This window comes from Corallococcus terminator, from assembly GCF_003611635.1.
GTDB classification, from domain to species: domain Bacteria; phylum Myxococcota; class Myxococcia; order Myxococcales; family Myxococcaceae; genus Corallococcus; species Corallococcus terminator.
On record NZ_RAVZ01000171.1, the window covers coordinates 1 to 20,397 of the forward strand.

Here is a 20,397-nt window from a genome sequence, read left to right on the forward strand (position 1 = left end):
GCCCTCACCTCCCCCACGCTCCGGCCGGCCCGGCTCCCCTCCTCCCGGACGCGGGAGGCCAGGTGGCGCGTCTTCCGGAGGCGCGAGGTCAGGCGCCCATCCTCCTGGGAGCGGGCGGCCCGGCTCGCGTCCGGAGAAGCACCACCCCGACCGCACGACGCCCGACCTGGGCCCCGATGGCACCCCCCAGGTGATGCTGCTGCGCCGCGGCAGCGATCGCTGGCAGGCCGGCCCGCCGTGGATCTACCGCGCGGACCTCAACGGCGACCCCGGCCTCCAGGGCGGCGAAGTGGTGCGCGTGGTGGACGGCCGTGGCTGGTTCATGGGCAAGGCCTTCTATTCGAAGGTGTCCAAGATCTCCCTGCGCTGGCTCACCAACGACGACGTCGCGGTGGACGTGGAGTTCTTCCGCAAGCGCCTCCAGTCCGCGGAGGCCCTGCGCAAGCTGGCGCTCCCCGGCGAGACGACGTACCGGCTGGTGCACGGTGAGGCGGACGGTCTGCCTGGCCTCGTGGTGGACCGCTACGGCGACTACCTGAGCGTGCAGTTCCTCGTGCCCGCCATGGAGCAGCGCAAGGACCTCATCGCGGACCTGCTGGAAGAGCAGTTCCACCCCAAGGGCATCGTCAACCGCTCCGACGTGAGCGTGCGCCACCTGGAAGGCCTGCTGCCGGAGAAGGGCCTCCTGCGCGGAACGCTGCCCCCGGGCCCCGTGTCCTTCGACGAGGGCCTCGTGCGCATGCGCGCGGACCTGCTCGACGGTCAGAAGACGGGCGCCTTCCTCGACCAGCGCGAGAACCACGTGATGGCGGCGCACTACGCCTTCGGCGACGCGCTCGACTGCTTCAGCTACGTGGGCGGCTTCGCGCTCCAGTTGGCCACGAAGGCGAAGCACGTCACCGCGGTGGAGATCTCCGACGCGGCCTCCGCGCAGCTCAAGGAGAACGCCCAGGCCAACAAGCTCACCAACCTGGACGTGGTGACGGGCAACGCGTTCGACTTCCTGCGCGACGCGGTGGACGAGGGCAAGCGCTTCGACACCATCGTGTTGGATCCACCCTCCTTCGCGAAGAACAAGGACGCCATCCCGGCGGCGGTGCGCGGCTACAACGAGCTCAACCTGCGCGCCTTCCAGCTCCTGCGCCCGGGCGGCATCCTCGTGACGGCAAGCTGCACCTACCACGTGGACGAACAGGCCTTCGAGGACATGCTCGCCTCCGCGGCCTCGGACGCGCGGCGCCGGGTGCAGATCATCGAACGGCGCGGCGCGGGTCGCGACCACCCCGTGCTCCTCAACCTGCGCGAGACGCGCTACCTCAAATGTTTCGTGCTGCGCATGCTGTGAGTTAGGGTAGGACCCAAGGGGTCCGTCCTTCGGGCCCCGACGTGCGAGAACGGTTCAAGGGATGGCGCGCCGGGACTGGGACGACGCAGACGACGAAGCCCCCGCGTCCGGTACGCGTGAGATGGAGCGCGCCATGCAGGAGACGCGCACCGTCTACCGGCAGGCGGACACGGCGTACGTCCCCTACTCCTGCCCCGCCAGCGGCGAATGCTGCCAGTTGGCGACCACGAAGCGGCAGCCCTGGCTGTGGCGTCCCGAATGGGAAGTCCTCTCCCGGGGCCGCGAGCTGCCCCCGCCCCGCGCGGATGGCGGCTGTCCCTTCCTGGACGCCGCGGGGAAGCGCTGCACGGTGTACGAGGACCGGCCGTTCGGCTGTCGGACATTCTTCTGTGAACGGATCCGCGGCCCGGCCCGGCAGCCCGCCGAAGAGGTGACGCGCTTCTTGCTCCGGCTGGAGCGCATTTCACAGCGGGTGATGCCGTCGCTCCAGAGCCCCCGTCCCCTCCTGGAATGGTATGCCGAGGCACGTACCGCCCCGGCCCGGGAGGAACCGTGAAGTCCATGCTGCTGACGCGGTGGCGGAACGCCCACCGGAGTCCCGTCGTGTTCGCGAAGCCCCCCTTCACGGCAGTGCTCCGTTCCACGCCCTGCGCACCGACGGGGTTGCCCACGTGATCCGTCCGCGCTGGCTCATCGCGCCCCAGGAGTTCAAGGGCACCCTGAGCGCCGCCGAGGCCTCGGTCGCCATGGCGGAAGGGCTGCGGCAGGCGTCACTGGACGTGGTGCTGGACGTGGCGCCGCTCGCGGATGGCGGTCCCGGCACCGTGGACGCGCTGCTCGCGGGCGGACGCGGCGAGCGGCGGCTGCGCACCGTGCGAGGCCCCCTGGGCGCGCCGGTGGAGGCCGCGTGGGCCCGACTGGAAGATGGCCGCACGGCGGTGGTGGAGATGGCAGCGGCGTCGGGCCTGTCCCTGGTGCCCGCCGAAGCACGGGATGCCCGCGCCGCGTGCACGTACGGCACGGGCGAGCTGATCCGCGCGGCCCTGGACGAGGGCTGCGAGCGGCTCATCGTCGGACTGGGCGGCAGCGCGAGCACGGATGGCGGCAAGGGCGCGCTGGAGGCGCTGGGCTACCGCTTCCTGGACGCGCGCGGAGACCCGCTGCCCCCGGGAGGCGCGGCCCTCGCGAAGCTCGTGCGCGTGGAGTCGGACGCACGGCATCCCCGCCTGGGCAAGGTGGAGCTGCTGGGGGCCACGGACGTCATCACGCCGCTGTTGGGCGAGGACGGCGCCGCGCGCCTGTTCGGTCCGCAGAAGGGCGCATCACCGGAGGCGGTGGAGGAGCTGGAAGCGGCGCTGACCCACTTCGCGCGCGTGGCGGGTGAAGCGGCCGCCTCCACTCCTGGCGCGGGCGCGGCGGGCGGCATGGGCTACGGACTGGCGGCGATCGCGGGCGCGAAGCTGACGTCCGGCTACGTGCTGGTGGCGCGGGCGCTGGGGCTGGAGCGGCGCGTGCTGCTCGCGGACCTGGTGCTCACCGGAGAGGGCCGCTTCGACCGGCAGACGTGGCTGGGCAAGGGCCCTGGCGCGCTCGCGAGGCTGGCGCGCGAGCACGGCACCCAGGTGGTGCTCTTCACGGGCAGCGTGCACGCGGACGCCCTGCTGGACCTGTCGCTCTTCCGCGACGTGGTGGAGCTCAACGCCCAGGCCCGCCCCGGCGCCAGCGCGCAGGACACCCTGCGCGAAGCGACGGCACGGTGGGCGACGGGCCGGCTGGGTCGGTAGCCGGCCCCTCCGCTGCCGTTACTCCCCCACCCCGTCCGTCGTGCGCACCACGCGCATCCCCGAGGCGCGGAAGCTCTCCAGTGCCTCCTTCGCGAGGCGGGGGAAGTCCAGCGCGGCGGGCAGCGGGCTCAACGGGGGCGCGGGCACGGGGCTCATCGCGTCCTCGAGGATGTGGATGCGCGACAGCTTCGACGGATCCGTGCGCTCAAGGTACTGCTGCAGGTCCCTCAGCGTGGACAGCACGCAGTGGGAGCTGGCCTGCCCGAAGACATACACGCGGTCGAACGTCATCAGGTGATCCATGAGGCCCTGGTTGAACTCGCCCACGCGCTGGCCCTTCACCTCCTTCACCTCCGGCGACATCACGGAGTAGCTCTCCGTCAGCGGGTTCTCGCCCTTCAGGTCGAACCGGGTGGGCGTGTCGCGCACGAGCGCGTGGAAGAGGCTCGCCTCGTACATCGCCGGCACCAGCGCGTGGCTCATTCCGCCCAAGAGCGAGTGGTACGGCCAGATGTTGAGCACGTACCGGCCGCTCGCCTCCAACTGCTCGCAGTACGACAGGCTCTCCTGCGGGTGACGCGTGGGGCGCCAGCGGCCACTGCGCACGTCCTTCGCGGTGATGACCGTCATGGGCTCGGGCGGACGGCCCTCCGCGTCCTTCCACCACGCCGGGTGGAAGATTTGAAACACGCGATGCGTGTCCAACGAGAACACCAGCTCCGTGATGTGAGCCATGTTCGTGTACAGCCACAGCAGCGCGCGCGCGGTGTCATCCACCGCGCCGGGGACGAAGAGGGGCGCGCCGGGCAGGCAGAAGCCCACCTGCACGTCGATGCCGAACGCCGCGACGCGGATGGGGTCCTCGCGCGCCGGACGCACGCGGTTCTCGGCGGCGTAGCGGAAGGCCTCCGCGGAGACCTCCGCGACGCGCTCCAGGTAGAGCTCACCGACGCGGTGGATGTCGAGAAACCCGGGGAGGGGCAGAAACATGACGTCGTCTCCAGACCGTCAGGCACCGCCCGCTCCGTCCTACCGGAAGCGTCAGCGGCCCTGCGGGAAGTGGCGCCGCGTGAGCGATTCCACCAGCGCCTGCGTGGTCGCAGTGTAGCCGATGCGCTGCTCCTCCGGCGCCACGCCCTCCACGCTCGCGAGCGACGGCGTCCCGGCCTCCGACTCCATCAGCGGGAAGTAGCCCTGGGGTGTCGCCTCACCCGCCTGCCCCACCAGTCCCAGAGGCCCGGAGCCGGTGCGGCGGCGGAAGATGATGGGCGTGCCGGGGACGCTCTGCTTGCCCTCGGTCAGCTCGTTGCCGAACTTCATCACCGGCGACGCACCCGTGCACGTCAGCTTGTAGACGGCCGCCACCTTGTCGCGCGTCATCGCGTGCGACATCGTCCGCGCGACGATGTGGCCGCCGTAGCCGTAGAACTGCGCCGTCGGCTCCCAGCCCACCTGCCTGCGCAGCTCCTCGAACTCGCGCGTCATCTGCGCGTCCAGGCCGTCCTCCAGGATGAGCACCGGCTTGATGCCCATGTCCCGGGCGCGCGTCACCGCGTACAGGTACTGGAGCTTCTTGTTGCCGGAGTCGAACCGGATGGAGTCCCCGCCCTGGGGCTCCTCGGAGATGAGCTTGAACGCGGCCGGGATGCCCGACGTGAGCGTGTCGAAGGTGTCCAGCAGGTAGCTGGAGCGCTGCGGCCGGCGCTCATGCATCGCGCGGAAGGCCGCGTCGTCGGAGCCGTAGCGCTGCACGTGTTCGTGGCCCATGGTGCCCACGGGAATCATCCCCAGCACCCGAGCGCCCTCCACGTTGCTCGTGCGCTGCACGCCCGCGTCCTGGCAGGCCTTGAGCGCCAGCTCGTGCTGCTCCAGGCAGGTGGCCGCGCGCAGGCCCACCTCGAAGATGCGGGCCGGGTCCTCGACGATGTCCACCAGCTCCTTCACCTGCGTCCGCACACGCTGAAGGTAGCCCTCCGTGTCCACCCGGATGGGGAAGGGCTTCACGCCCACCTGGTCCAGCGTCTCCAGCGCGATGCGCTTCTCCTCCTCGCACGTCACCGTGGTGAGCGAGCGCGCCAGCGCCTCGCGGTCCTGCAACGCCTGGGTGGCCACCTGGATGCGGTAGTTGAGCTGGAGCAGCAGCGGCTCCAGCCATGACACCAGCGCGGAGGAGCCGGTGAGCGTGAGGATGGGCTCGCGCGGCAGGAACACCGCGCCCCGGGGGACGGCGCGCACGGACAAGCGCTCCGTGCGCAGGATGGCCGCCTTGAAGCCCACGCCCATCTCGTAGTCGTGCTGGGCGAGGAAGGCGTAGTCCTCCGGCCGGGGCACGGGCAGCAGCCGGCGCACGTACGCCTCCAGGTCCAGCGGCATCACCTGGGGCCCGCCCTTGCGGTGCGAGTAGTAGAACGTCTCCTTCCGCAGGGGCCAGCCGGCCTCCGCCATGCTGAACTTGTAGCCATCCGTGGCGAGCAGCGACTGAGACATTGCGGCAGGGCTCCTTGTTGACCCAAAGACTATGCGTCACGCCCCCCCGTTACCTAATGCCACGCGTCCGGAAGGATGCGGGGTGAAGAAGCTCGGGGGGCGAGGCACGGGTGTCCTGTCACCCGCTTCTTCACGGACCAACACATCTGGGAATACGCCCGCCGCGACAGGTCCGGCTAAGCTGTCCGGACTCACAACGAAGCCAAGGTGCCCATGCCCGCAGAGAACGAGACGCAGAAGGTCGAAGCGGTACTGCGCGAACATGCGCTGAGCTACCCCGGCGCCCACGAGGACTTCCCCTGGGGCCACCGCGCGATGAAGGTCAACGACAAGACCTTCCTCTTCATGACCGTGGAAGGCGAGAAGCTGAACCTCTCCGCCAAGCTGCCCGACTCCAAGGACGCCGCGCTCACGCTGCCCTTCACGGAGCCCACCGAGTACGGCCTGGGCAAGAGCGGCTGGGTGACGGCCCACTTCGAAGCGGCCGCGCAGGTGCCGGTGCCCGTCATCAAGGCGTGGATTGATGAGAGCTACCGCGCCATCGCGCCCAAGAAGCTCGTGAGCCAACTGCCCGAGCGCGGCACCACCGTGCCCGGCCCCGCTTCCAAGCCCTCCAAGCCCGTCGCCGCCAAGCGCGGTGCGAGCGCCACCGCCCGCGCGGGCGCCGCCACCCGCAAGGCCACGGCCCCGGTGAAGAAGGCCGCCACGAAGGTCGCGGCTCCGGTGAAGAAGGCCGCCAAGAAGGTCGTGGCCCCGGTGAAGAAGGCCGCCACGAAGGTCGTGGCCCAGGTGAAGTCCGCCGCCAAGAAGGCCGCCTCGCGCGTGAAGTCCGTGGCCAGGCAGGTCGCGAAGAAGGTGCCGGCCGCCGCCAAGAAGGTCGCGCCCACCCGCAAGGCCGCGGCGCCTGCCCGGGGCAAGCGCACCCCCGCCGCGGCGCCGAAGCGCGCGCGCCGCTCGTAGCCCACGAGGCCGCGCGGAAAGGAGGGCGTACCGCCACCCTTCCGCGCGCCTTGGGCAGGGAACTACTTCGAGCCCTTGCCCGCGCTCCTGCCCGTCGCGCCCTTGCCCGACGGGGCCTTGCTCCCCGGGCTCTTGCCGGCAGCGCTCTTGCTAGCAGGCGTCTTGCTGGCAGCGCTCTTGCGACGGGGCGCCGGTGCGGAAGCCGCCTTGCGCGAGGGCTTCGACGGCTCCGGCTCCGTGAAGAGCTTGTCGTAGTCGCGCATGCTGCGGCGGATGACCTCCAGCGCCTCCGACCGGTCGTAGACCTCCGCGATCTCCACGCTGCGCTTTCCCTCACCAGGGATCTGCTTGTAGGTGAGGAAGTAGTGCTTGAGGCGATCCAGCAGGGGGCGCGGCAGTTGCGCGATGTACTGGAGCTCGCCGTACACCAGGTCGGACTCCAGCACCGCGATGATCTTGTCGTCGGCTTCGTTGCCGTCGACCATCCGGAAGCCGCCGATGGGAACCGCGTGCACCAGCAGGTTGCCGTTGGAGACGACCTTCTCCGTCAGCACGCAGATGTCGATGGGATCCCCGTCGCCGTGGATGTCCTTGTAGCCGGTGCGCTCCGCGCAGCGCTTCGCCACCTGGTCGCCGCAGTATGTCTGCGGGATGAACCCGTAGAGCGTGGGGCACTGGCTGCTGAAGCGCTGGGGGCGGTCCACCTTGAGGATGCCGGACTCCTTGTCCAACTCGTACTTCACCGCGTCCGTGGGGACGATCTCGATGTACGCGTTGACGACTTCAGGAGACTCCGGACCCGGCGAGATGCCGTGCCAGGGGTGGCTTTGGAACGTGGTCTGGTTCGACTTCTTCATGGCGTGTCTCCCGAGCGCTCTCGCGCCTCGGCATAGAGCCCGGCGACGGCCTCTTCCAGGCGTCGCGTGAGGGTGTCCCGGTCTTCCAGCGTCAGCCCCTGCGTCGGCACGGGCCTGCCCACCACCAACGCCACCCGCTGTCCCCAGCGGACCGCTCGGCCTCCCTTGGGGAGGATGAGCCGCGTCCCTGAGAGCGCCATCGGTACGACCGGAACCTGCGCCTGGATGGCCAGCGTGGCGGCGCCCTTCTTGAACGGCTTCAGCTCCCCGTCCGGACTGCGCGTGCCCTCCGCGAAGAACAGCACGCTCACCCGTTCGCGCACGGCCATCACCGCCTCCGACAGCCGCGCCTTGTCGTCCGCCCCGCCGGTGCGCTGGACGGGGATGTTGCCCGCGCGCCGCATCGCCCGGCCGAACACGGGAATCTTGAACAGCTCCGCCTTGGCCACGTAGCGCGTGTGCTTGCGGATGTGGGCGAAGTTCACCATCGCGTCGAAGTGCGACTGGTGGTTGCACACGAAGACGACGTTGCCGTCCTCCGGGATGTGCTCCAGCCCGTACGCCTCATGCTGCACGCCCGCCGCCGCCAGCGACGAGCGGCCCCACGCGCGCAGCACCTTGTCCGCCGCCAGCGGATCAAACCCGGACAGCACCGACACCGTCGCCGACGCCGCGCCCGTGAGCCCCACCGCGGCCGTGCCGGCGAACACCGTCTGGAGCAGCTTGCGCATCAGACGAACCCGTGTGCGGGGAACAAGAGGACGTCCTCGATGCGCTGGACCCCCAGCAGCAGCATGAGGATCCGGTCGAGTCCGACGGCGATGCCCGCCGCCGGAGGCATGCGCCCCACCGCTTCCAGGAAGCGCTCGTCCAGCGGATACACGGAGCGCCCCAACCGCCGACGCAAATCCTGCTCCTCCAGGAGCCGCGCACGCTGCTCCACCGCGTCCGTCAGCTCGGAGAAGCCGTTCGCCAGCTCCAGCCCCTTCGCGTACAGCTCCACCCGCTCCGCCACCGCGGCGTCCCCGGGCTTCAGCCGGGACAGGGCCGCCATGGAGGCCGGGTACTCGATGAGGAAGGTGGGCCGCTCGTGTCCCAGCCCCGTCTCCACCTTCTGCAGGAACAGGTGGAAGAAGACGTCGTCGAAGGACTCCGCGTCCCCGGTGCGCACGCCCGTGGCCTCCACCGCCCGCTTGAGCGAAGGGCCGTCCGCGTGCTTCCGGATGTCCACGCCCGTGGCCCTGAGCACGGCATCCCGCACCGTCACCCGCTCGTAGGGGGTGCGCGTGAAGAACGAAGGATCCGCGCCCGGCGCCCCTTCACCCGCGGTGGCCGCTGCCGCCCCGGCCGCCACCAGCGCGCCCTCCAGGTCGTCCATGATGGCGTGGTAGTCCGCGTGCGGCCGGTAGAACTCCAGCAGCGAGAACTCCGGGTTGTGCGTCTGGGACACCTCGCCGTTGCGGAACACCTTGCAGATCTGGAACAGCGGCCCGGCCCCTTCGGCGAGCAGGCGCTTCATCGCGTACTCAGGGCTGGTGTGCAGGTACAGGGTGCGGGCCTTGCCCAGGTCCGTTTCAGGGACGAAGGGGGCCTCGAAGGCGGTGATGTACGGCTCCATGCCAGGCGTGGGCACGAGCAGGGGCGTTTCGACTTCCAGGTATCCCTGGCCGGCGAAGAACTGGCGCAGGGCGGAATACAGGCCCTGGCGTCCCCGGGCCGCCCGCCATGGGTTTACGTTGGGCATCGGCAGGTCGGAAGTAACATGGGCGGCCTCATGTCCCCAAGGATTCCCGCCCTCCTCGCCGCCGCACTCTGTCTGCTGGCCGCCTGTCACAAGGCCCCGCCCGCGGCGCCAGTCCCCCCTCTGAGTGAGGAGCAGCAACTGACCGGGGAGGTGAACGCCCTGGCCACGGAGGCGGCCCTGCTCCTGGAGGAGCAGCACCGGCTGGTGTGGGACTTCTGGACCGAAGGCAAGGTCGCGGACATCGCGGCGACGTACACCGGCAAGGAGGTCCTCTTCAGCCTGGAGAACCTGCGGCGCATCGACCGGCTCCGGCACCTGACGAAGGACCCGCGCGAGCTGCGCGCCCTCACCTCGCTGCACGGCCACTTCGCCGGCGAGTTCCTGGCGCGCGAGCTGGCCGAATACAACGACGCCTCCGCCAACCTGGAGTCCGCGCTGCGGCTGAGCGTGGACGGGCGCGAGGTGCGCTACCGCGACATGGAGCGGCTGCTCGCCAACGAGAAGAGCGCGGCGAAGCGCAAGGCGCTCTACACGGCGGCCACGCCCGCGCTCACGCGCCTCAACCAGACGCTGTACCGCAAGGCGGAGCGCACCGAGGAGCTGGTGAAGCAGATGGGCTTCGAGTCCTACGAGGCCTTCGGCAGCGAGCTGCGCCAGGCGGACCTGGAGCGGCTGTCGCAACTGGCGGAGGAGGTGCTCCAGGCCACCCAGGAACCGTACAAGCAGGTGATGGAGCGGCTCTCCCAGCGCGAGCTGGGACTGCCCTTCGCGCAGATTACCCGCGCGGACATCCCGCGCCTGTTCCGCTCGCGCGAGGTGGAGGACGCGTTCCCCAAGGGCGAATCGCTGGCGAAGGCCCAGGCCACGGTGGCGGGGCTGGGCATCGACCTGGCCGCGCTGCCCAACGTGAAGGTGGATGCGCGCGACCTGCCCCGGAAGAACCCGCGCCCCCTGGCCATGGCGGTGCGCGTGCCCTCCGACGTGCGGCTGTCGTTCAAGCCCGGCACGGGCGTGCTGCACCAGGGCCGCGTGCTGCACGAGGTGGGGCACCTGCTGCACGTGGCCTTCACGCAGGAGCCCCGCTTCGAGCTGGCGCGGCTGGGCAACCCCACGGTGGGCGAGGCGTACTCCGCGCTCTTCGAGGACCTGCTGGAGGACCCGGTGTGGCTGGAGGAGCACGCGGGCGTGCTGGGGGACAACGACAAGCGCGCCCAGTTCCTGGCGGCCTCCAGCGCGCACAAGCTGTACCTCATCCGTCACGCGGCGGGCCGGCTGCTCTACCAGTTGGAATTGCACCGGCGCGTGGAGGTGGATCCGCGCGAGCTGTACCGCGCGCTGATGGCGCGTGCGGGCGCCATGCCCATGACGGAGGACGACGTGGAGCGCTACCTCGTGGAGCAGGAGGACTTCTACCAGTCCGCCGACAGCTTCCGGGCGTGGTTCCTCGCGGGCCAGTTGCAGGGGCAGTTGAAGGCGCGCTTCGGTCCGGCGTGGTGGCACGCACCGGAAGCGGGCGCGTTCCTCAAGGAGCTCTGGGCCCGGGGCAGCGCGCCCTCCGCGCGCGAAGTCACCCAGGCGATTGGAGAGAACGGGCTCGCTCCGGACGTGCTGCTGCTGCGGCTGAGCACCACGCTCCAGGTGCCCATGAAGCTGGACCTGCGCCGACTGGACGACACTCCCCCGGCACCGACGCCCGGCGCGCCCACGGAGCCGCCGCCCGCCGTGAAGCCGTCCGCGACGCCCCACGTGAAGCCGTCCTCCACCTCCGCGTCCGTGCCGTCGTAGGCGTGCCCGCCGCGCCCCGCGCTCAAGGCAGCCAGCAAAAATCCATCCGGGATGTCCGCGGGACCTCCCTCCAGGGCTGGCACTGGACGGCACTTCCCGTCCCCGCTGCCAGCACGTAGGGTTCCGGGCCATGGTGTCCGTGAATCAGCTTCGTCCCTTCGCGGAGGCTTCGCTGGAGTCGTTCCGGGCCGCCTCCGGTTCCGTGGCCCTCATCCAGCAGCCGGTGGAGGCCGCCTTCCGCGATCCGACGCCCCACTTCATCGGGGCGCGCACGGTGGGCATGGCGCACCGCTCCCGCATGGCGGAGCGGCTGCTCGCGATGCTGCGCGACTTCGACAACCTGGAGGTGCACTTCCTCCAGCCGAACCAGGACGGCGAGGAGTTCACCGTGGGCCGCTCCGAAGCGGACCTCGTCGTTCCCGAACTCTCCGTGTCCCTGCACCACGCCACCCTGCGCTGGAACGCCGCCTCCGGGGACTTCGCGGTGCGCGACGCCCAGTCCATGAACGGCACCTTCATCAACGGCGCCCCCCTGGGCTACAAGGCCCAGGTGATGCTCCACGACGGCGCCACGCTGGCCTTCGGCGACGTGCAGTTCCTCTACCTGCGCGCGGAGACGCTGCACGAACACCTGCGCCTCGCCGCGCCCGGCACGCCCTCCCCCTGAACGCGACGAAGGCCCCGCCTCCACCTGGGAGACAGGGCCCTCGGGTACTCCCGAAGCCTTGGGACTACAGGAGCTTCATCAGCTCCGTGCGCTTGGCGGCGTACTCCTCATCGGAGAGCACGCCCGCGTCCTTCAGCTCCTTGATCTCCTTGAGCCGCTGCGCCGGGCTGCGCGTGTCGCCCGCGGGCGCCGCCGCCTCCGCGGGCTGCGGGGGCCGCTGCTGCTGCTGGTTGGCGAACTGCTGGGCCATGCCGAAGCCCATGCCCATCCCCATGCCCTGCAGGGCACCGTCGGATCCGCCACCGCCCTTGGCCATGCCCTCGGACGCGCCGAGCATCGCCTGGCCCTGCGCGTACTGCTGGAAGCCGCCCGCCAGCCGCGAGTACGCCACGTCCTTGGACAGCTTCTTCAGCGTCGCCTCGTCCTCGGGCTTGATGCTGACGTGGAAGTTGCCCATCCGGACGATGGTGAGGCCGTAGCTGTCCACGTGCGGCTTGAGGCCGGCGAGGATCTCCACCTCCATCTCTTCCAGGTAGGCGCCGCTCGTCACATCCAGCAGCGGCCACTTCTTCTTCACCAGCATTTCGGCGGTGCGGTCGCGCGTCACCTTGAGGACCTGGCCCTTGAACCAGCCCAGGAACTCCTCGTTGCTCGCGCGGCCCATGCCCACCAGGCCCACCACCAGCTTCTCCGGCTCCGTCACGCGGATGGAGAAGTCGCCGTACACCATGGTGCCGATGCCCAGGCCCGTCTCCGGGTCGCGCACGTCACCGATGGGGCCGCCGAACTTCACGCCCGTGTGCTCACGCGTGGAGACAAAGAAGATCTCCGCCATGAACATGTTGCCGCCGGTGAAGCCCTCAATCAGCTTCCCCAGGAACGGGATGTTGCTGGTGTCCAACTGGTGACGGCCGGGCCCCAGCTTGCCCTCCACCTTGCCGTCCTTGACGAACAGCGCCACCTCGTCGGCGTCGACGGTGAGCTGCGTCATCATCCGGACGTTCTTCTCCGGATACTTGTAGACGATCTCGCCCTTCGCCTCGTCCGCGCGGGCAATGAAGTTCCGCTTCGCCTCGCCCTTGATGCTGTCGAAGATCCCCATGTCTGTTTCAGCGCCTCCGTGGCCGCCTGGGCGGCAGGTCTTCAAAGCTCCGTAACCCCATCCCCTAAATGCATGGCCACCGGTACGAAAGCGCTTCCGCTTCCGACCCGACGTCCCACCCGGAACATAACAGCTTCACGAGCCCCTGCCCGTCTGGCAGCCCACCGGGAGTCCAGTCCCCGACCCGCCAGTGGTTCAACCCCAGCGGCTGACCAGACGTTCCCGGTCCAGGACGCGAATGCTGGCCACCAGGAGGATGAGGTCCAGCACCAGCACCACCCCTGCCTGGATGGCGTAGTACCCCAGGTCCGCCTTGAGCACGCCCGCCACCTGCCCGCCCACCATGCCCACCAGCGGCAGCACCACCAGGGCGGACAATTGCTGCGCCATGCGCGCTTCGGCCACCCGGGCGGAGATGAGCACCGCGACCCCGTTGCCGAAGAAGGCGAACAGCGGCGCGAACACGAACACGCCGAAGCCCCACAGCGCGTTGGGCATCAGGGGCCCCTGCACCAGCGGCCACGCCACGATGTCCACGCCCACGCAGAACAGCGCGAAGGCGAACCAGGTCATCAGCACCGCCGGCACCAGCGCCGCCAGGCTCTTGCCCATCACCAGCTCCGCCGCCGACACCGGCGAGGCCAGCAGCGGCTCCAGCGTGCGGCGCTCCTTCTCCCCCGCCACGCTCTGCGACGCGATGAGGATGGGGATGAAGACGGGCATCACCAGGAACATGCCGAACCAGTCGGTGAGTGACTTGTCGATGAGGAAGCGCGCCGCGCTCGCACCCAGGGGCAGCGTGGGGTCGTAGAAGAGCGCCACGGTGCGCAGGTCCGAATGGTCCGGCTGCGACACGTACGTCCACACCACCCCGATGGGCACCGTCACCATCACCAGCGGCAGCACCCCCATGGACAGCAGCAGGCCCAGGTTCTTGCGCAGGTCCAGCGAGTCCTTCCAGAACACCGCCATTGCCCGTCGCGGTCGGAACGCCATGCTCACGCCACCCCGTCCTTGAGCAGATCCAGGTACACCTCTTCCAACGGCCGCTGCGACGGCACCACGCTGTGCACGCGCGCGCCCGCCGCCACCAGGCACGCCACCACGTCGGGCGCCTGCGCTTCGTCCGCCAGCATCACCCGCAGGCGGCCGCCCTCCAGCAGCACGTTGGGCGCGAAGGGCAGCCGGGCCAGCGCGGGCCGGAACACCTCCGCGTCCCCTTCCACGCGCACGTCCAGCGCCTGACCCGAGCGGCGCAGCTCACGCACCGGCCCCAGCGCCAGGAGCCGCCGTCGCACCACGGCCACGCGCTCACACAGCCGCTCCACCTCCGACAGGTTGTGCGAGCACAGGACGATGGTGCGCCCCTCCGACGCCAGCTCCGCCACCGCGTCGCGCACGGTGCGCGCGGACTCCGGATCCAGGCCGCTCGTGGGTTCGTCCAGGAAGATGACGCGCGGGTCGTGCACCAGCGTGCGCACGATGGCCAGCTTCTGGCGCATGCCCTTGCTGAAGCCGCCGCACGCCTCGTTCTCACGGCCGCCCAGCCCGAAGCGCTCCAGGTAGTGCAGGGCCCGGGGCCACGCGGTGGCTTCGTCCAGCTCATGCAGCTTCATGAAGAAGCGCAGGTTCTCGCGCGCGGTGAGCCGGTCGTAGAGGCCGGGCTGTTCGGTGAGCAGGCCCACCACCTTGCGCAGGGACTCGCCGTCGCGCGTGACGGAGTGGCCCCACACCTCCGCGTCGCCCTCGGAGGGACGCAGGAGGCCCGTCAGCATGCGCACCGTCGTCGTCTTGCCGGCGCCGTTGGGGCCCAGCAGGCCGAACACCTCTCCGGGCCGCACGTCGAAGGTGAGCCCCTCCACCGCGAGGCGTTCACCGAAGCGCTTGGCGAGCCCCCGCACGCGGATGCCGCCCTGGGGAGGGACTTCCACGCGCGGCACCGGGAGGGAGTGCGTCACTCGATGGTCACCAGGACGAACTTGTTGTTGATGTCGCGGTCGATGAGCGTGACGGTCTTGTCGGTGCCCACCGCGTTGCGCAGGAGGGACACGCGGCTGTGCTCCACCAGCGCCCACTCACGCCCCGGCCGCGCCGCGTACTGGCGCATGCGCGTGTTGGCGTCACCCGCGCGGAACTGCTCCACCGTGTTGCGCGAGTAGAACGTCTCCCCGCGCCAGTTCATCATGTACGCGGCGATGGGCTCCCCGGCCTGACGCTGGGAGTAGTAGCGCCAGAACAGGTCGCGCTGCGTCCAGTGGTGGGACAGGTCCACCCAGTGGCCCCAGTTGAACCAGAGCGCGAAGCCCGCGGCCAGCCCCCAGAACGTGCCGAACAGCATCACGCGCGAGCGCTGCAGCGCGGCCACCACCGCCAGCACGCCGGCCACGCCGAACGCGAAGCCCATGCCCGTCTTCACGTTGATGGTGCCGGAGAAGGCCTTGAAGAGTGAGTCCGAGGCGGCCGGTCCCTTGAAGCCGCGCACCGCCAGCACCACGCCCACGAGCGCGAGGAGAAACCCCACCACCTGGAACATCGTGCGGCCCGGCGCCTCCTCCGGACGCGACGCCTGCCAGAGGACGAAGCCCGCCAGTGCCACCAGCGCCACGCCCCACAGCCCCATCGCGGACACCTGCCCCTGGGTGGCCACCGCGACCAGCGTGGCGACGCCGGTGAGCAGCAGGCCCAGCGCCACCGCGCGCGATGCGCCCGGACGCTCCACCTTGTCCTTGGAGGAGAAGGCCTCGAAGGAGAGGTAGACGCCGAAGGCCAGCAGCACCAGCGTCACCAGGTCGCCCATCCACAGCGGGCGCGAGGCGAAGAACGCGATGGGCTTGGAGACCAGGTCCTGCGGATAGGGCCGGTCGTAGTTGTAGACGAACAGGTCGGTGAAGTCCTTGGGGTTCTCCGCCAGGTCCTTGCCCACGAGGATGAAGAGCACCAGGCCGAAGATGAGGCTCACCGAGTGCTCGGAGACGCCGTCCTTCCACAGCCGGTCCACGAACAGCGCGATGAGGATGGCCAGGCCCGGCAGCACCGGGAACACGTAGTGGTGGAACTTCGTCGCGCTGGAGGCCAGCAGGTAGAACGCGAACGCCACCCAGACGACGGCGATGACCGCCAGGTGGTCTGCCTTGTCGCGCGAGCGCAGCTTGAGCCGCGACACCACGGCGAACGCGCCGGGCAGCAGCGCCACCCAGGGGAAGATGGCGAAGCCGCCCTGTTCGATGAAGTAGGTGAACGACCCGCCCGGGGTGGTGGTGTGCACGCCCGCGGTGAGGCGGTTCAGGTGGTCGTGGATGAAGAAGCGGTACCAGAACAGCTTGCCCTCGTCGTCCACGCTGTCGAACAGGCACAGCGTCAGGTACCAGGGCACCGCCACCGCGAAGAACACGAGGATGCCCGTGCCCAGCTTCATCTTGTACATCTGCGCCCACAGCACGGGCATCTTCCGGGTGCCCGCTCTCACCTGGGCGCGCATCACCCCGCTCGTGAGCCAGCGCAGGTGCGCCTCCAGACCCTCGCGGTCCCAGGGGATGACGGCGGCGGCCGCGTAGAGGATGAGGATGACCGCGGGCAGGCCCACGCCCAGCAGGCCCTTGGCCAGCGAGGCCAGCCCCGCGAAGACATAGAAGCCGTACCACCAGCCCGCGCGGTGCTTCGTCGTGTCGTCCAACTGGCCGATGATCGCGCACGCCATCGCGCACACGAAGGTGGTGACGAAGGGCGTGTCGGTGACGGTCTGCCGGGTGAGCAGGAAGTACAGCGGCATGGTGGCCAGCACGAAGCCCGTGGCCAGACCCGCGCGCGTGTTCACCACCCGGGCCACGGCCAGCGACAGCAGCGACACCGCCGCGATGCTCAGGAGCGCGAAGGGCATGCGCATGCCCCACTCCGTGTAGAGGCCCATGGCGCCATCGCCCCGGAGGGCGCCGACGATGTTCATCCCCAGCGCCTGCATCCACATGGTGAGGGGCGGCTTGGAGAAGAACCACGCGTTCTCCCAGAAGGGATAGACGTAGTCGCTGCGCTGGATCATCTGCCGGCCGACTTCGCCGTAGTGCGTCTCCCAGGGGTCCCACAGGCCGACCGCGCCCAGGTAGGGCACGAAGAGCAGTGCCGCGAAGCCCGCGGTCGCCAGGACCACGCGCGCGCTGAGGGACAGGGCCAACCACTTCTTCGCCCATGCCGACGTCAGGGTGTCCTCACCCAGGATGGCCTGGGTGAAGGTCTCTTCCCGCTGCGGGGTCTGTTCGCCGTCGCTTGCCACGCGCACGTGCTCCTTCGTCATCCGGGACGGGCCCTTCGTGAGAGGCACGGGGCCGGGGGGCTTATATCCCCCCCATCCCCTCCGGTCGACCGACCTGGATGGGGGTGCGCCATTCTCGCGTCAGTGCGCGCCCCAGACTGTGCAGGCGGTGTGCAGGCGCCTGCACAGTCGGCCGGGCCAAGCCCGCGAAAGCCCGTCCACCGGCCGGGGGCACGGGCCTTGTAATGGCCGCCCCGTCACAAGCTGCACCCGCGTGGCCGACAGCGCGGGGCCCTCCTTGAGGAGAATGGATGCTGGTCTCAGCGGTGACCCTGGGCTGTGCCCTCCTGTTCGGGCAGGTGGAGATGCCGGAGGCGGAGGTGCCCCCAGTCACAACAGAAGCTCCGCCCGAAGCTCCGCCGGACGCTCCGGTGAAGGCGCTGGTGGAGGCGCTGGTGCAGCCCCGCGCGCAAGCGGCTCCGGACACGTGGGCCTTCCAGATGGCCGTGCCGGACGCGGACTCGCCCCGCCAGTCCCCCGACGAAAGGGTGCTGTGCCTGAACCTCCCGTCCACGCCCGCGGTCCCTTCGGGCCAGTGGCGCGCGCAGTGCGACGAGCCGAAGAAGGAGTGCCAGGTCGCCCCCGCCTGGGAGCTGGACTCGGAGGGGCACGAGACAGGCAATCCGCTGGACCGGGTGTCCATGTGCCTGGACGTGATGCCCGCCGAGATGGCGCGCGCGTACCGGCTGGTACCCGCCATCGCGGAGGCGCCCCCGGGCTGGTACCGCGACGAGCGCGGGCGGGTGTTGCAGTACAACTTCGACCTGCACCGGCGCGTCCGGGTGGGAGGCGCCTGGGCGCCGCGCTGGCTGCGTGAAACCGAGGGGCGCGACGACCGCGTGCGGGTGGACTTCGGCGTGGACCTGGAGTGGCCGGGGGACCCCGGGCAGTTGCACCGCATGACGCTCCTGGACACGGAGCTGTACCTGGGGGACGCGTCCTCCTTCGAGGCCACGCTCCTGCGCTACGACTTCCGCAGCGAGCGCGACGAACCGCTCTTCCGGGTGACGACCTTCTACGGCAAGCCCCGGCGCTTCGACGTCTTCGCCAACCTGGGCTTCTGGTTGGAGGTGCTCCACGCCGAGCAGGTCCGCCGCGAGGACGTGAAGGCGGACTTCCTCACCCTGGGCTCCACGCACGCGACGCTGGACCTGTGGCATTCGCGCGACCTGGTCTCCTACGTGCGCGTGCGGGCGGGGCCCACCGTGGAGCGCGACCGGACGAACGACTTCCTCACGCTGGTGCCCGCCGCTGCGCTGGAGGGGGACCTCACGGTGGACCGCGACGGCTTCCACCATGTGCTCTTCGGCGTGGAGGCCCAGAAGGTCCTGCTCGCGGAGCGCGTGGAGGGCCGGCCCCTGCGCCCGGAACGGCTGCGGCTGCGCGCGGGCTACGAAGTCATCGCCCTGGCCATCAACGACCAGCCCGTGAGCCTGACGCTGGACGGACGCGGGACGTGGCGCGACGACCTGGCGAACGCGCCCGCCGGCTGGGAGTGGTCCGCCCAGGCGGGACTGCGGTTCTCCCTCTGGGCTCCGGCGCGGCGTGATGCTCCCGGGGCGCAGGGCGGGAAGGAATAGGCACGGGGATGGTGGCACTCGCGCTGGCCCTGCTCCTGAGCACCCTGCCCTCCCCGGACGTGGCCTGCGAGGGCTCCACGGACGCCGGGGAGACGTTCCCCACCTGCTTCGATCCCGGAACCGGCTGGGTGCTGGGCACCGCGCTCCACGTGCAGGACGAGGAGGCCGCCCTGCTCCTGCGCACCGGCATCCTCCTGAGGGTGGTGCGCACCAGCAACAGCAAGGGGGACTCGAGCTGGTTTGATTCACACCGCCTCTTCATGACTGAGGCCCGGGGAGGCACGCACGAGGCCCTGACCTTCACCGGGTATGACGGTCTGCTGCGAAGGCACGTCGACGAGGGTTCGCTCCTCGTGTCCTTCGGCAGGCCCGTGCGCATCCCCTTCCCCTTCGACGTGGCCATGTCCCTGCGCGCGGCCCACCTGGAGCGGCGCGTCTGGGAGGGACCGGGCTGGACGCTGGAGACCGGGCGCGTGGGCCTGCTGTTGGATCCCGTGCGAACGAACACCGAGTGGGGCTGGCTGGCCGTGGGCCCCGCCGCGAATCACACCCTGCGCCACGACCGGGACGGCACCCAACACGAGGTATCGCCGTTCACGTCGCTGCTGCTCGACACGGGCTGGGAGACGCGGGACGGACGCTGGGCGCTGCGCGCGACGGGGCTCGTGGGCTGGGCTTTCGACTTCGACGGAGGCTCCCACTTCCGCGCCCGGGGAGAGGTGGCGCTGGAGCACGTGCTCCTGGCCGTCAATGACGCGCCGGTGTCCCTGCGTCTGGCGGCCACGGGCGTGCGCGGTGACGCGGGGCTCGCCCGGCGCGACGAAGCGATGCTGAGCGCCGGGCTCATGGTGCGCCCATTCGGTGAGCGCTGAAGGCGAACCGAAGCGTTCGCCGCCCGCGTGGGTGGACCCTGCGCGGAGGGCACAGTCCTCTCCGGGACTTCATGCCCCCGCCTTACGGGGCCTGCGCTTCGAGCGCCGCCTTCAACGCGCCCTCGGCCGCGCGCAGCCGGGCATCGCGCGGATCCAGGCGGCGGGCCTCCTCCAGCCGCAGCAGGGCCTTCGCCGTGTCACCCCGCGCCAGCTCGCACCGCACGCCCGCCTCCATCGCGCCCGTGTCGGACGGCCCGTACACGCGCGCTTCCGCCGCGGCGTGACAGCCTTCCTCCACCTGCCCGGATTCGAAGAACGCCCGGGCCAGCTCCACCCGCGTATCGACGTGCGCCGGCGCCAGCCGCACCGCCGAGGCCAGCGGCTCCACCGCGTCCGCCGGCAGCCCCCACCGCCGCAGCCCATGCCCCAGCTCGCGCAGCGGCCCCGCGACGCCCGGCACGAGCAACGCCCGGGCCCGGGCGATCCGCAGCCCCGCGGGCTCCTCGAAGCGCACGTCCGCCACCATCCGCTCCACCACCCGCCCATAGGCGGGATAGGCATGGGGCCACGTGAAGACGAGCCGGTACACCCATTCCCCCCGGGGCACGAACCACGCCACCAGATGCGTGGGGCCCCCGGCACCGTCCAACTCCGCGCGGATCCGCTGCGCGGGCCGGCCACCCAGGGACGCGGGCTCCAGGCCACCCACGGACACCGTGCGCCCCTCCGGCCCCGCCACGCCGAGCACCAGCGCTTCATCCCGGAAGTGCCGCGCCTGCACCGAACCATCCCCGGGCTCGCCCGTCTCGATGGCCTCCGCCGCGAGCGTGGCGCGCCCCAGGCCGGTCAGCCCATTGGAGAAGGCCCGCCGGCCCCGCCCGTCGTCCTCCCGCCGCCAGCCCTCCGGA

Annotated in this window: 18 protein-coding genes; 8 read left to right on the forward strand and 10 right to left on the reverse strand. The window is 70.6% G+C overall.

Annotated elements, in window-relative coordinates:
* Nucleotides 1-193 precede the first annotated feature (193 nt).
* From D7V88_RS23325 to D7V88_RS23335, 3 genes are all read left to right on the forward strand, one after another.
* Complete coding sequence (locus D7V88_RS23325) at nucleotides 194-1,345, forward strand: class I SAM-dependent rRNA methyltransferase (RefSeq protein WP_120542858.1); 1,152 nt, start codon at nucleotides 194-196, stop codon at nucleotides 1,343-1,345.
* A gap of 61 nt (nucleotides 1,346-1,406) precedes the next feature.
* On the forward strand, nucleotides 1,407-1,901 hold the full coding sequence (locus D7V88_RS23330) for a YkgJ family cysteine cluster protein (RefSeq protein ID WP_120542859.1): 495 nt from the start codon (nucleotides 1,407-1,409) through the stop codon (nucleotides 1,899-1,901).
* Between the two features lie 115 nt (nucleotides 1,902-2,016).
* Nucleotides 2,017-3,129, forward strand: a complete 1,113-nt coding sequence (locus D7V88_RS23335) for a glycerate kinase (protein WP_120542860.1) — start codon at nucleotides 2,017-2,019, stop codon at nucleotides 3,127-3,129.
* 18 nt (nucleotides 3,130-3,147) lie between these two features.
* On the opposite strand, the gene D7V88_RS23340 is transcribed toward D7V88_RS23335, so the two are convergent.
* Together D7V88_RS23340 and D7V88_RS23345 are read right to left on the reverse strand one after the other, a co-directional pair.
* Nucleotides 3,148-4,119 carry a nicotinamidase gene (locus tag D7V88_RS23340; RefSeq protein WP_120542861.1) on the reverse strand — a complete coding sequence of 324 codons (972 nt, stop codon included), beginning with the start codon at nucleotides 4,117-4,119 and terminating at the stop codon, nucleotides 3,148-3,150.
* A 51-nt stretch (nucleotides 4,120-4,170) separates the two neighbouring features.
* A complete protein-coding gene (locus D7V88_RS23345; protein ID WP_120542862.1) occupies nucleotides 4,171-5,616 on the reverse strand; it encodes a nicotinate phosphoribosyltransferase in 1,446 nt (481 codons plus the stop codon).
* Between the two features lie 213 nt (nucleotides 5,617-5,829).
* On the opposite strand from D7V88_RS23345, the gene D7V88_RS23350 reads away from it, so the two are divergent.
* Nucleotides 5,830-6,576: an MmcQ/YjbR family DNA-binding protein gene (locus D7V88_RS23350; protein WP_120542863.1), complete on the forward strand. Its 747-nt coding sequence runs from the start codon at nucleotides 5,830-5,832 to the stop codon at nucleotides 6,574-6,576.
* A gap of 62 nt (nucleotides 6,577-6,638) precedes the next feature.
* On the opposite strand, the gene D7V88_RS23355 is transcribed toward D7V88_RS23350, so the two are convergent.
* Genes D7V88_RS23355 through epmA form a run of 3 tightly spaced genes read right to left on the reverse strand, consistent with a single transcriptional unit; the run spans nucleotide 6,639 to nucleotide 9,177 of the window.
* The gene (locus D7V88_RS23355; RefSeq protein WP_120542864.1) at nucleotides 6,639-7,433 is read right to left on the reverse strand and encodes an inorganic pyrophosphatase; all 795 of its coding nucleotides are present in this window, start codon (nucleotides 7,431-7,433) and stop codon (nucleotides 6,639-6,641) included.
* A complete protein-coding gene (locus D7V88_RS23360; protein ID WP_244238333.1) occupies nucleotides 7,430-8,164 on the reverse strand; it encodes a lysophospholipid acyltransferase family protein in 735 nt (244 codons plus the stop codon). The genes D7V88_RS23355 and D7V88_RS23360 overlap by 4 nt, the downstream gene beginning before the upstream one ends.
* Entirely contained in the window at nucleotides 8,164-9,177 is a 1,014-nt protein-coding gene (gene epmA, locus D7V88_RS23365; protein ID WP_120542866.1) for an EF-P lysine aminoacylase EpmA, read from the reverse strand. Before epmA ends, D7V88_RS23360 begins: the two co-directional genes overlap by 1 nt.
* Nucleotides 9,178-9,207: 30 nt before the next feature.
* On the opposite strand from epmA, the gene D7V88_RS23370 reads away from it, so the two are divergent.
* Nucleotides 9,208-10,962, forward strand: coding sequence for a chromosome segregation protein SMC (locus D7V88_RS23370; RefSeq protein ID WP_244238335.1), 1,755 nt, complete (start codon nucleotides 9,208-9,210; stop codon nucleotides 10,960-10,962).
* Nucleotides 10,963-11,092: 130 nt separating this feature from the next.
* Entirely contained in the window at nucleotides 11,093-11,629 is a 537-nt protein-coding gene (locus tag D7V88_RS23375; protein ID WP_120542867.1) for an FHA domain-containing protein, read from the forward strand.
* A 64-nt stretch (nucleotides 11,630-11,693) separates the two neighbouring features.
* Here D7V88_RS23375 and D7V88_RS23380 read toward each other — a convergent pair whose 3' ends face one another.
* From D7V88_RS23380 to D7V88_RS23395, 4 genes are all read right to left on the reverse strand, one after another.
* A complete protein-coding gene (locus D7V88_RS23380) occupies nucleotides 11,694-12,731 on the reverse strand; it encodes an SPFH domain-containing protein (protein ID WP_120542868.1) in 1,038 nt (345 codons plus the stop codon).
* Nucleotides 12,732-12,926: 195 nt separating this feature from the next.
* Nucleotides 12,927-13,727, reverse strand: coding sequence for an ABC transporter permease subunit (locus tag D7V88_RS23385; protein ID WP_120542869.1), 801 nt, complete (start codon nucleotides 13,725-13,727; stop codon nucleotides 12,927-12,929).
* A 2-nt stretch (nucleotides 13,728-13,729) separates the two neighbouring features.
* Nucleotides 13,730-14,689 carry an ABC transporter ATP-binding protein gene (locus D7V88_RS23390; RefSeq protein ID WP_244238334.1) on the reverse strand — a complete coding sequence of 320 codons (960 nt, stop codon included), beginning with the start codon at nucleotides 14,687-14,689 and terminating at the stop codon, nucleotides 13,730-13,732.
* On the reverse strand, nucleotides 14,686-17,019 hold the full coding sequence (locus D7V88_RS23395; protein WP_120542870.1) for an ArnT family glycosyltransferase: 2,334 nt from the start codon (nucleotides 17,017-17,019) through the stop codon (nucleotides 14,686-14,688). The genes D7V88_RS23390 and D7V88_RS23395 overlap by 4 nt, the downstream gene beginning before the upstream one ends.
* 269 nt (nucleotides 17,020-17,288) lie before the next feature.
* Between D7V88_RS23395 and D7V88_RS23400 the strand changes: the two genes are divergently transcribed.
* Nucleotides 17,289-18,617, forward strand: a complete 1,329-nt coding sequence (locus tag D7V88_RS23400) for a hypothetical protein (protein ID WP_120542871.1) — start codon at nucleotides 17,289-17,291, stop codon at nucleotides 18,615-18,617.
* 8 nt (nucleotides 18,618-18,625) lie between these two features.
* Nucleotides 18,626-19,489 carry a hypothetical protein gene (locus D7V88_RS23405; protein WP_120542872.1) on the forward strand — a complete coding sequence of 288 codons (864 nt, stop codon included), beginning with the start codon at nucleotides 18,626-18,628 and terminating at the stop codon, nucleotides 19,487-19,489.
* Nucleotides 19,490-19,571: 82 nt separating this feature from the next.
* Here the strand turns inward: D7V88_RS23405 and D7V88_RS23410 are convergent.
* Nucleotides 19,572-20,397 (reverse strand): tetratricopeptide repeat protein (locus D7V88_RS23410; RefSeq protein WP_372241108.1); only part of this gene is annotated, 826 nt, incomplete at its 5' end.

Bases quoted from the DNA above. Each gene is read 5' to 3' on its own strand.
- D7V88_RS23355 (WP_120542864.1), bottom strand. From the start codon at position 7,433: ATGAAGAAGTCGAACCAGACCACGTTCCAAAGCCACCCCTGGCACGGC.
- D7V88_RS23385 (WP_120542869.1), bottom strand. From the start codon at position 13,727: ATGGCGTTCCGACCGCGACGGGCAATGGCGGTGTTCTGGAAGGACTCG.
- epmA (WP_120542866.1), bottom strand. From the start codon at position 9,177: ATGCCCAACGTAAACCCATGGCGGGCGGCCCGGGGACGCCAGGGCCTG.
- D7V88_RS23395 (WP_120542870.1), bottom strand. From the start codon at position 17,019: ATGACGAAGGAGCACGTGCGCGTGGCAAGCGACGGCGAACAGACCCCG.
- D7V88_RS23350 (WP_120542863.1), top strand. From the start codon at position 5,830: ATGCCCGCAGAGAACGAGACGCAGAAGGTCGAAGCGGTACTGCGCGAA.
- D7V88_RS23375 (WP_120542867.1), top strand. From the start codon at position 11,093: ATGGTGTCCGTGAATCAGCTTCGTCCCTTCGCGGAGGCTTCGCTGGAG.
- D7V88_RS23340 (WP_120542861.1), bottom strand. From the start codon at position 4,119: ATGTTTCTGCCCCTCCCCGGGTTTCTCGACATCCACCGCGTCGGTGAG.
- D7V88_RS23360 (WP_244238333.1), bottom strand. From the start codon at position 8,164: ATGCGCAAGCTGCTCCAGACGGTGTTCGCCGGCACGGCCGCGGTGGGG.
- D7V88_RS23380 (WP_120542868.1), bottom strand. From the start codon at position 12,731: ATGGGGATCTTCGACAGCATCAAGGGCGAGGCGAAGCGGAACTTCATT.
- D7V88_RS23370 (WP_244238335.1), top strand. From the start codon at position 9,208: ATGTCCCCAAGGATTCCCGCCCTCCTCGCCGCCGCACTCTGTCTGCTG.
- D7V88_RS23345 (WP_120542862.1), bottom strand. From the start codon at position 5,616: ATGTCTCAGTCGCTGCTCGCCACGGATGGCTACAAGTTCAGCATGGCG.
- D7V88_RS23400 (WP_120542871.1), top strand. From the start codon at position 17,289: ATGCTGGTCTCAGCGGTGACCCTGGGCTGTGCCCTCCTGTTCGGGCAG.
- D7V88_RS23405 (WP_120542872.1), top strand. From the start codon at position 18,626: ATGGTGGCACTCGCGCTGGCCCTGCTCCTGAGCACCCTGCCCTCCCCG.
- D7V88_RS23330 (WP_120542859.1), top strand. From the start codon at position 1,407: ATGGCGCGCCGGGACTGGGACGACGCAGACGACGAAGCCCCCGCGTCC.
- D7V88_RS23325 (WP_120542858.1), top strand. From the start codon at position 194: ATGCTGCTGCGCCGCGGCAGCGATCGCTGGCAGGCCGGCCCGCCGTGG.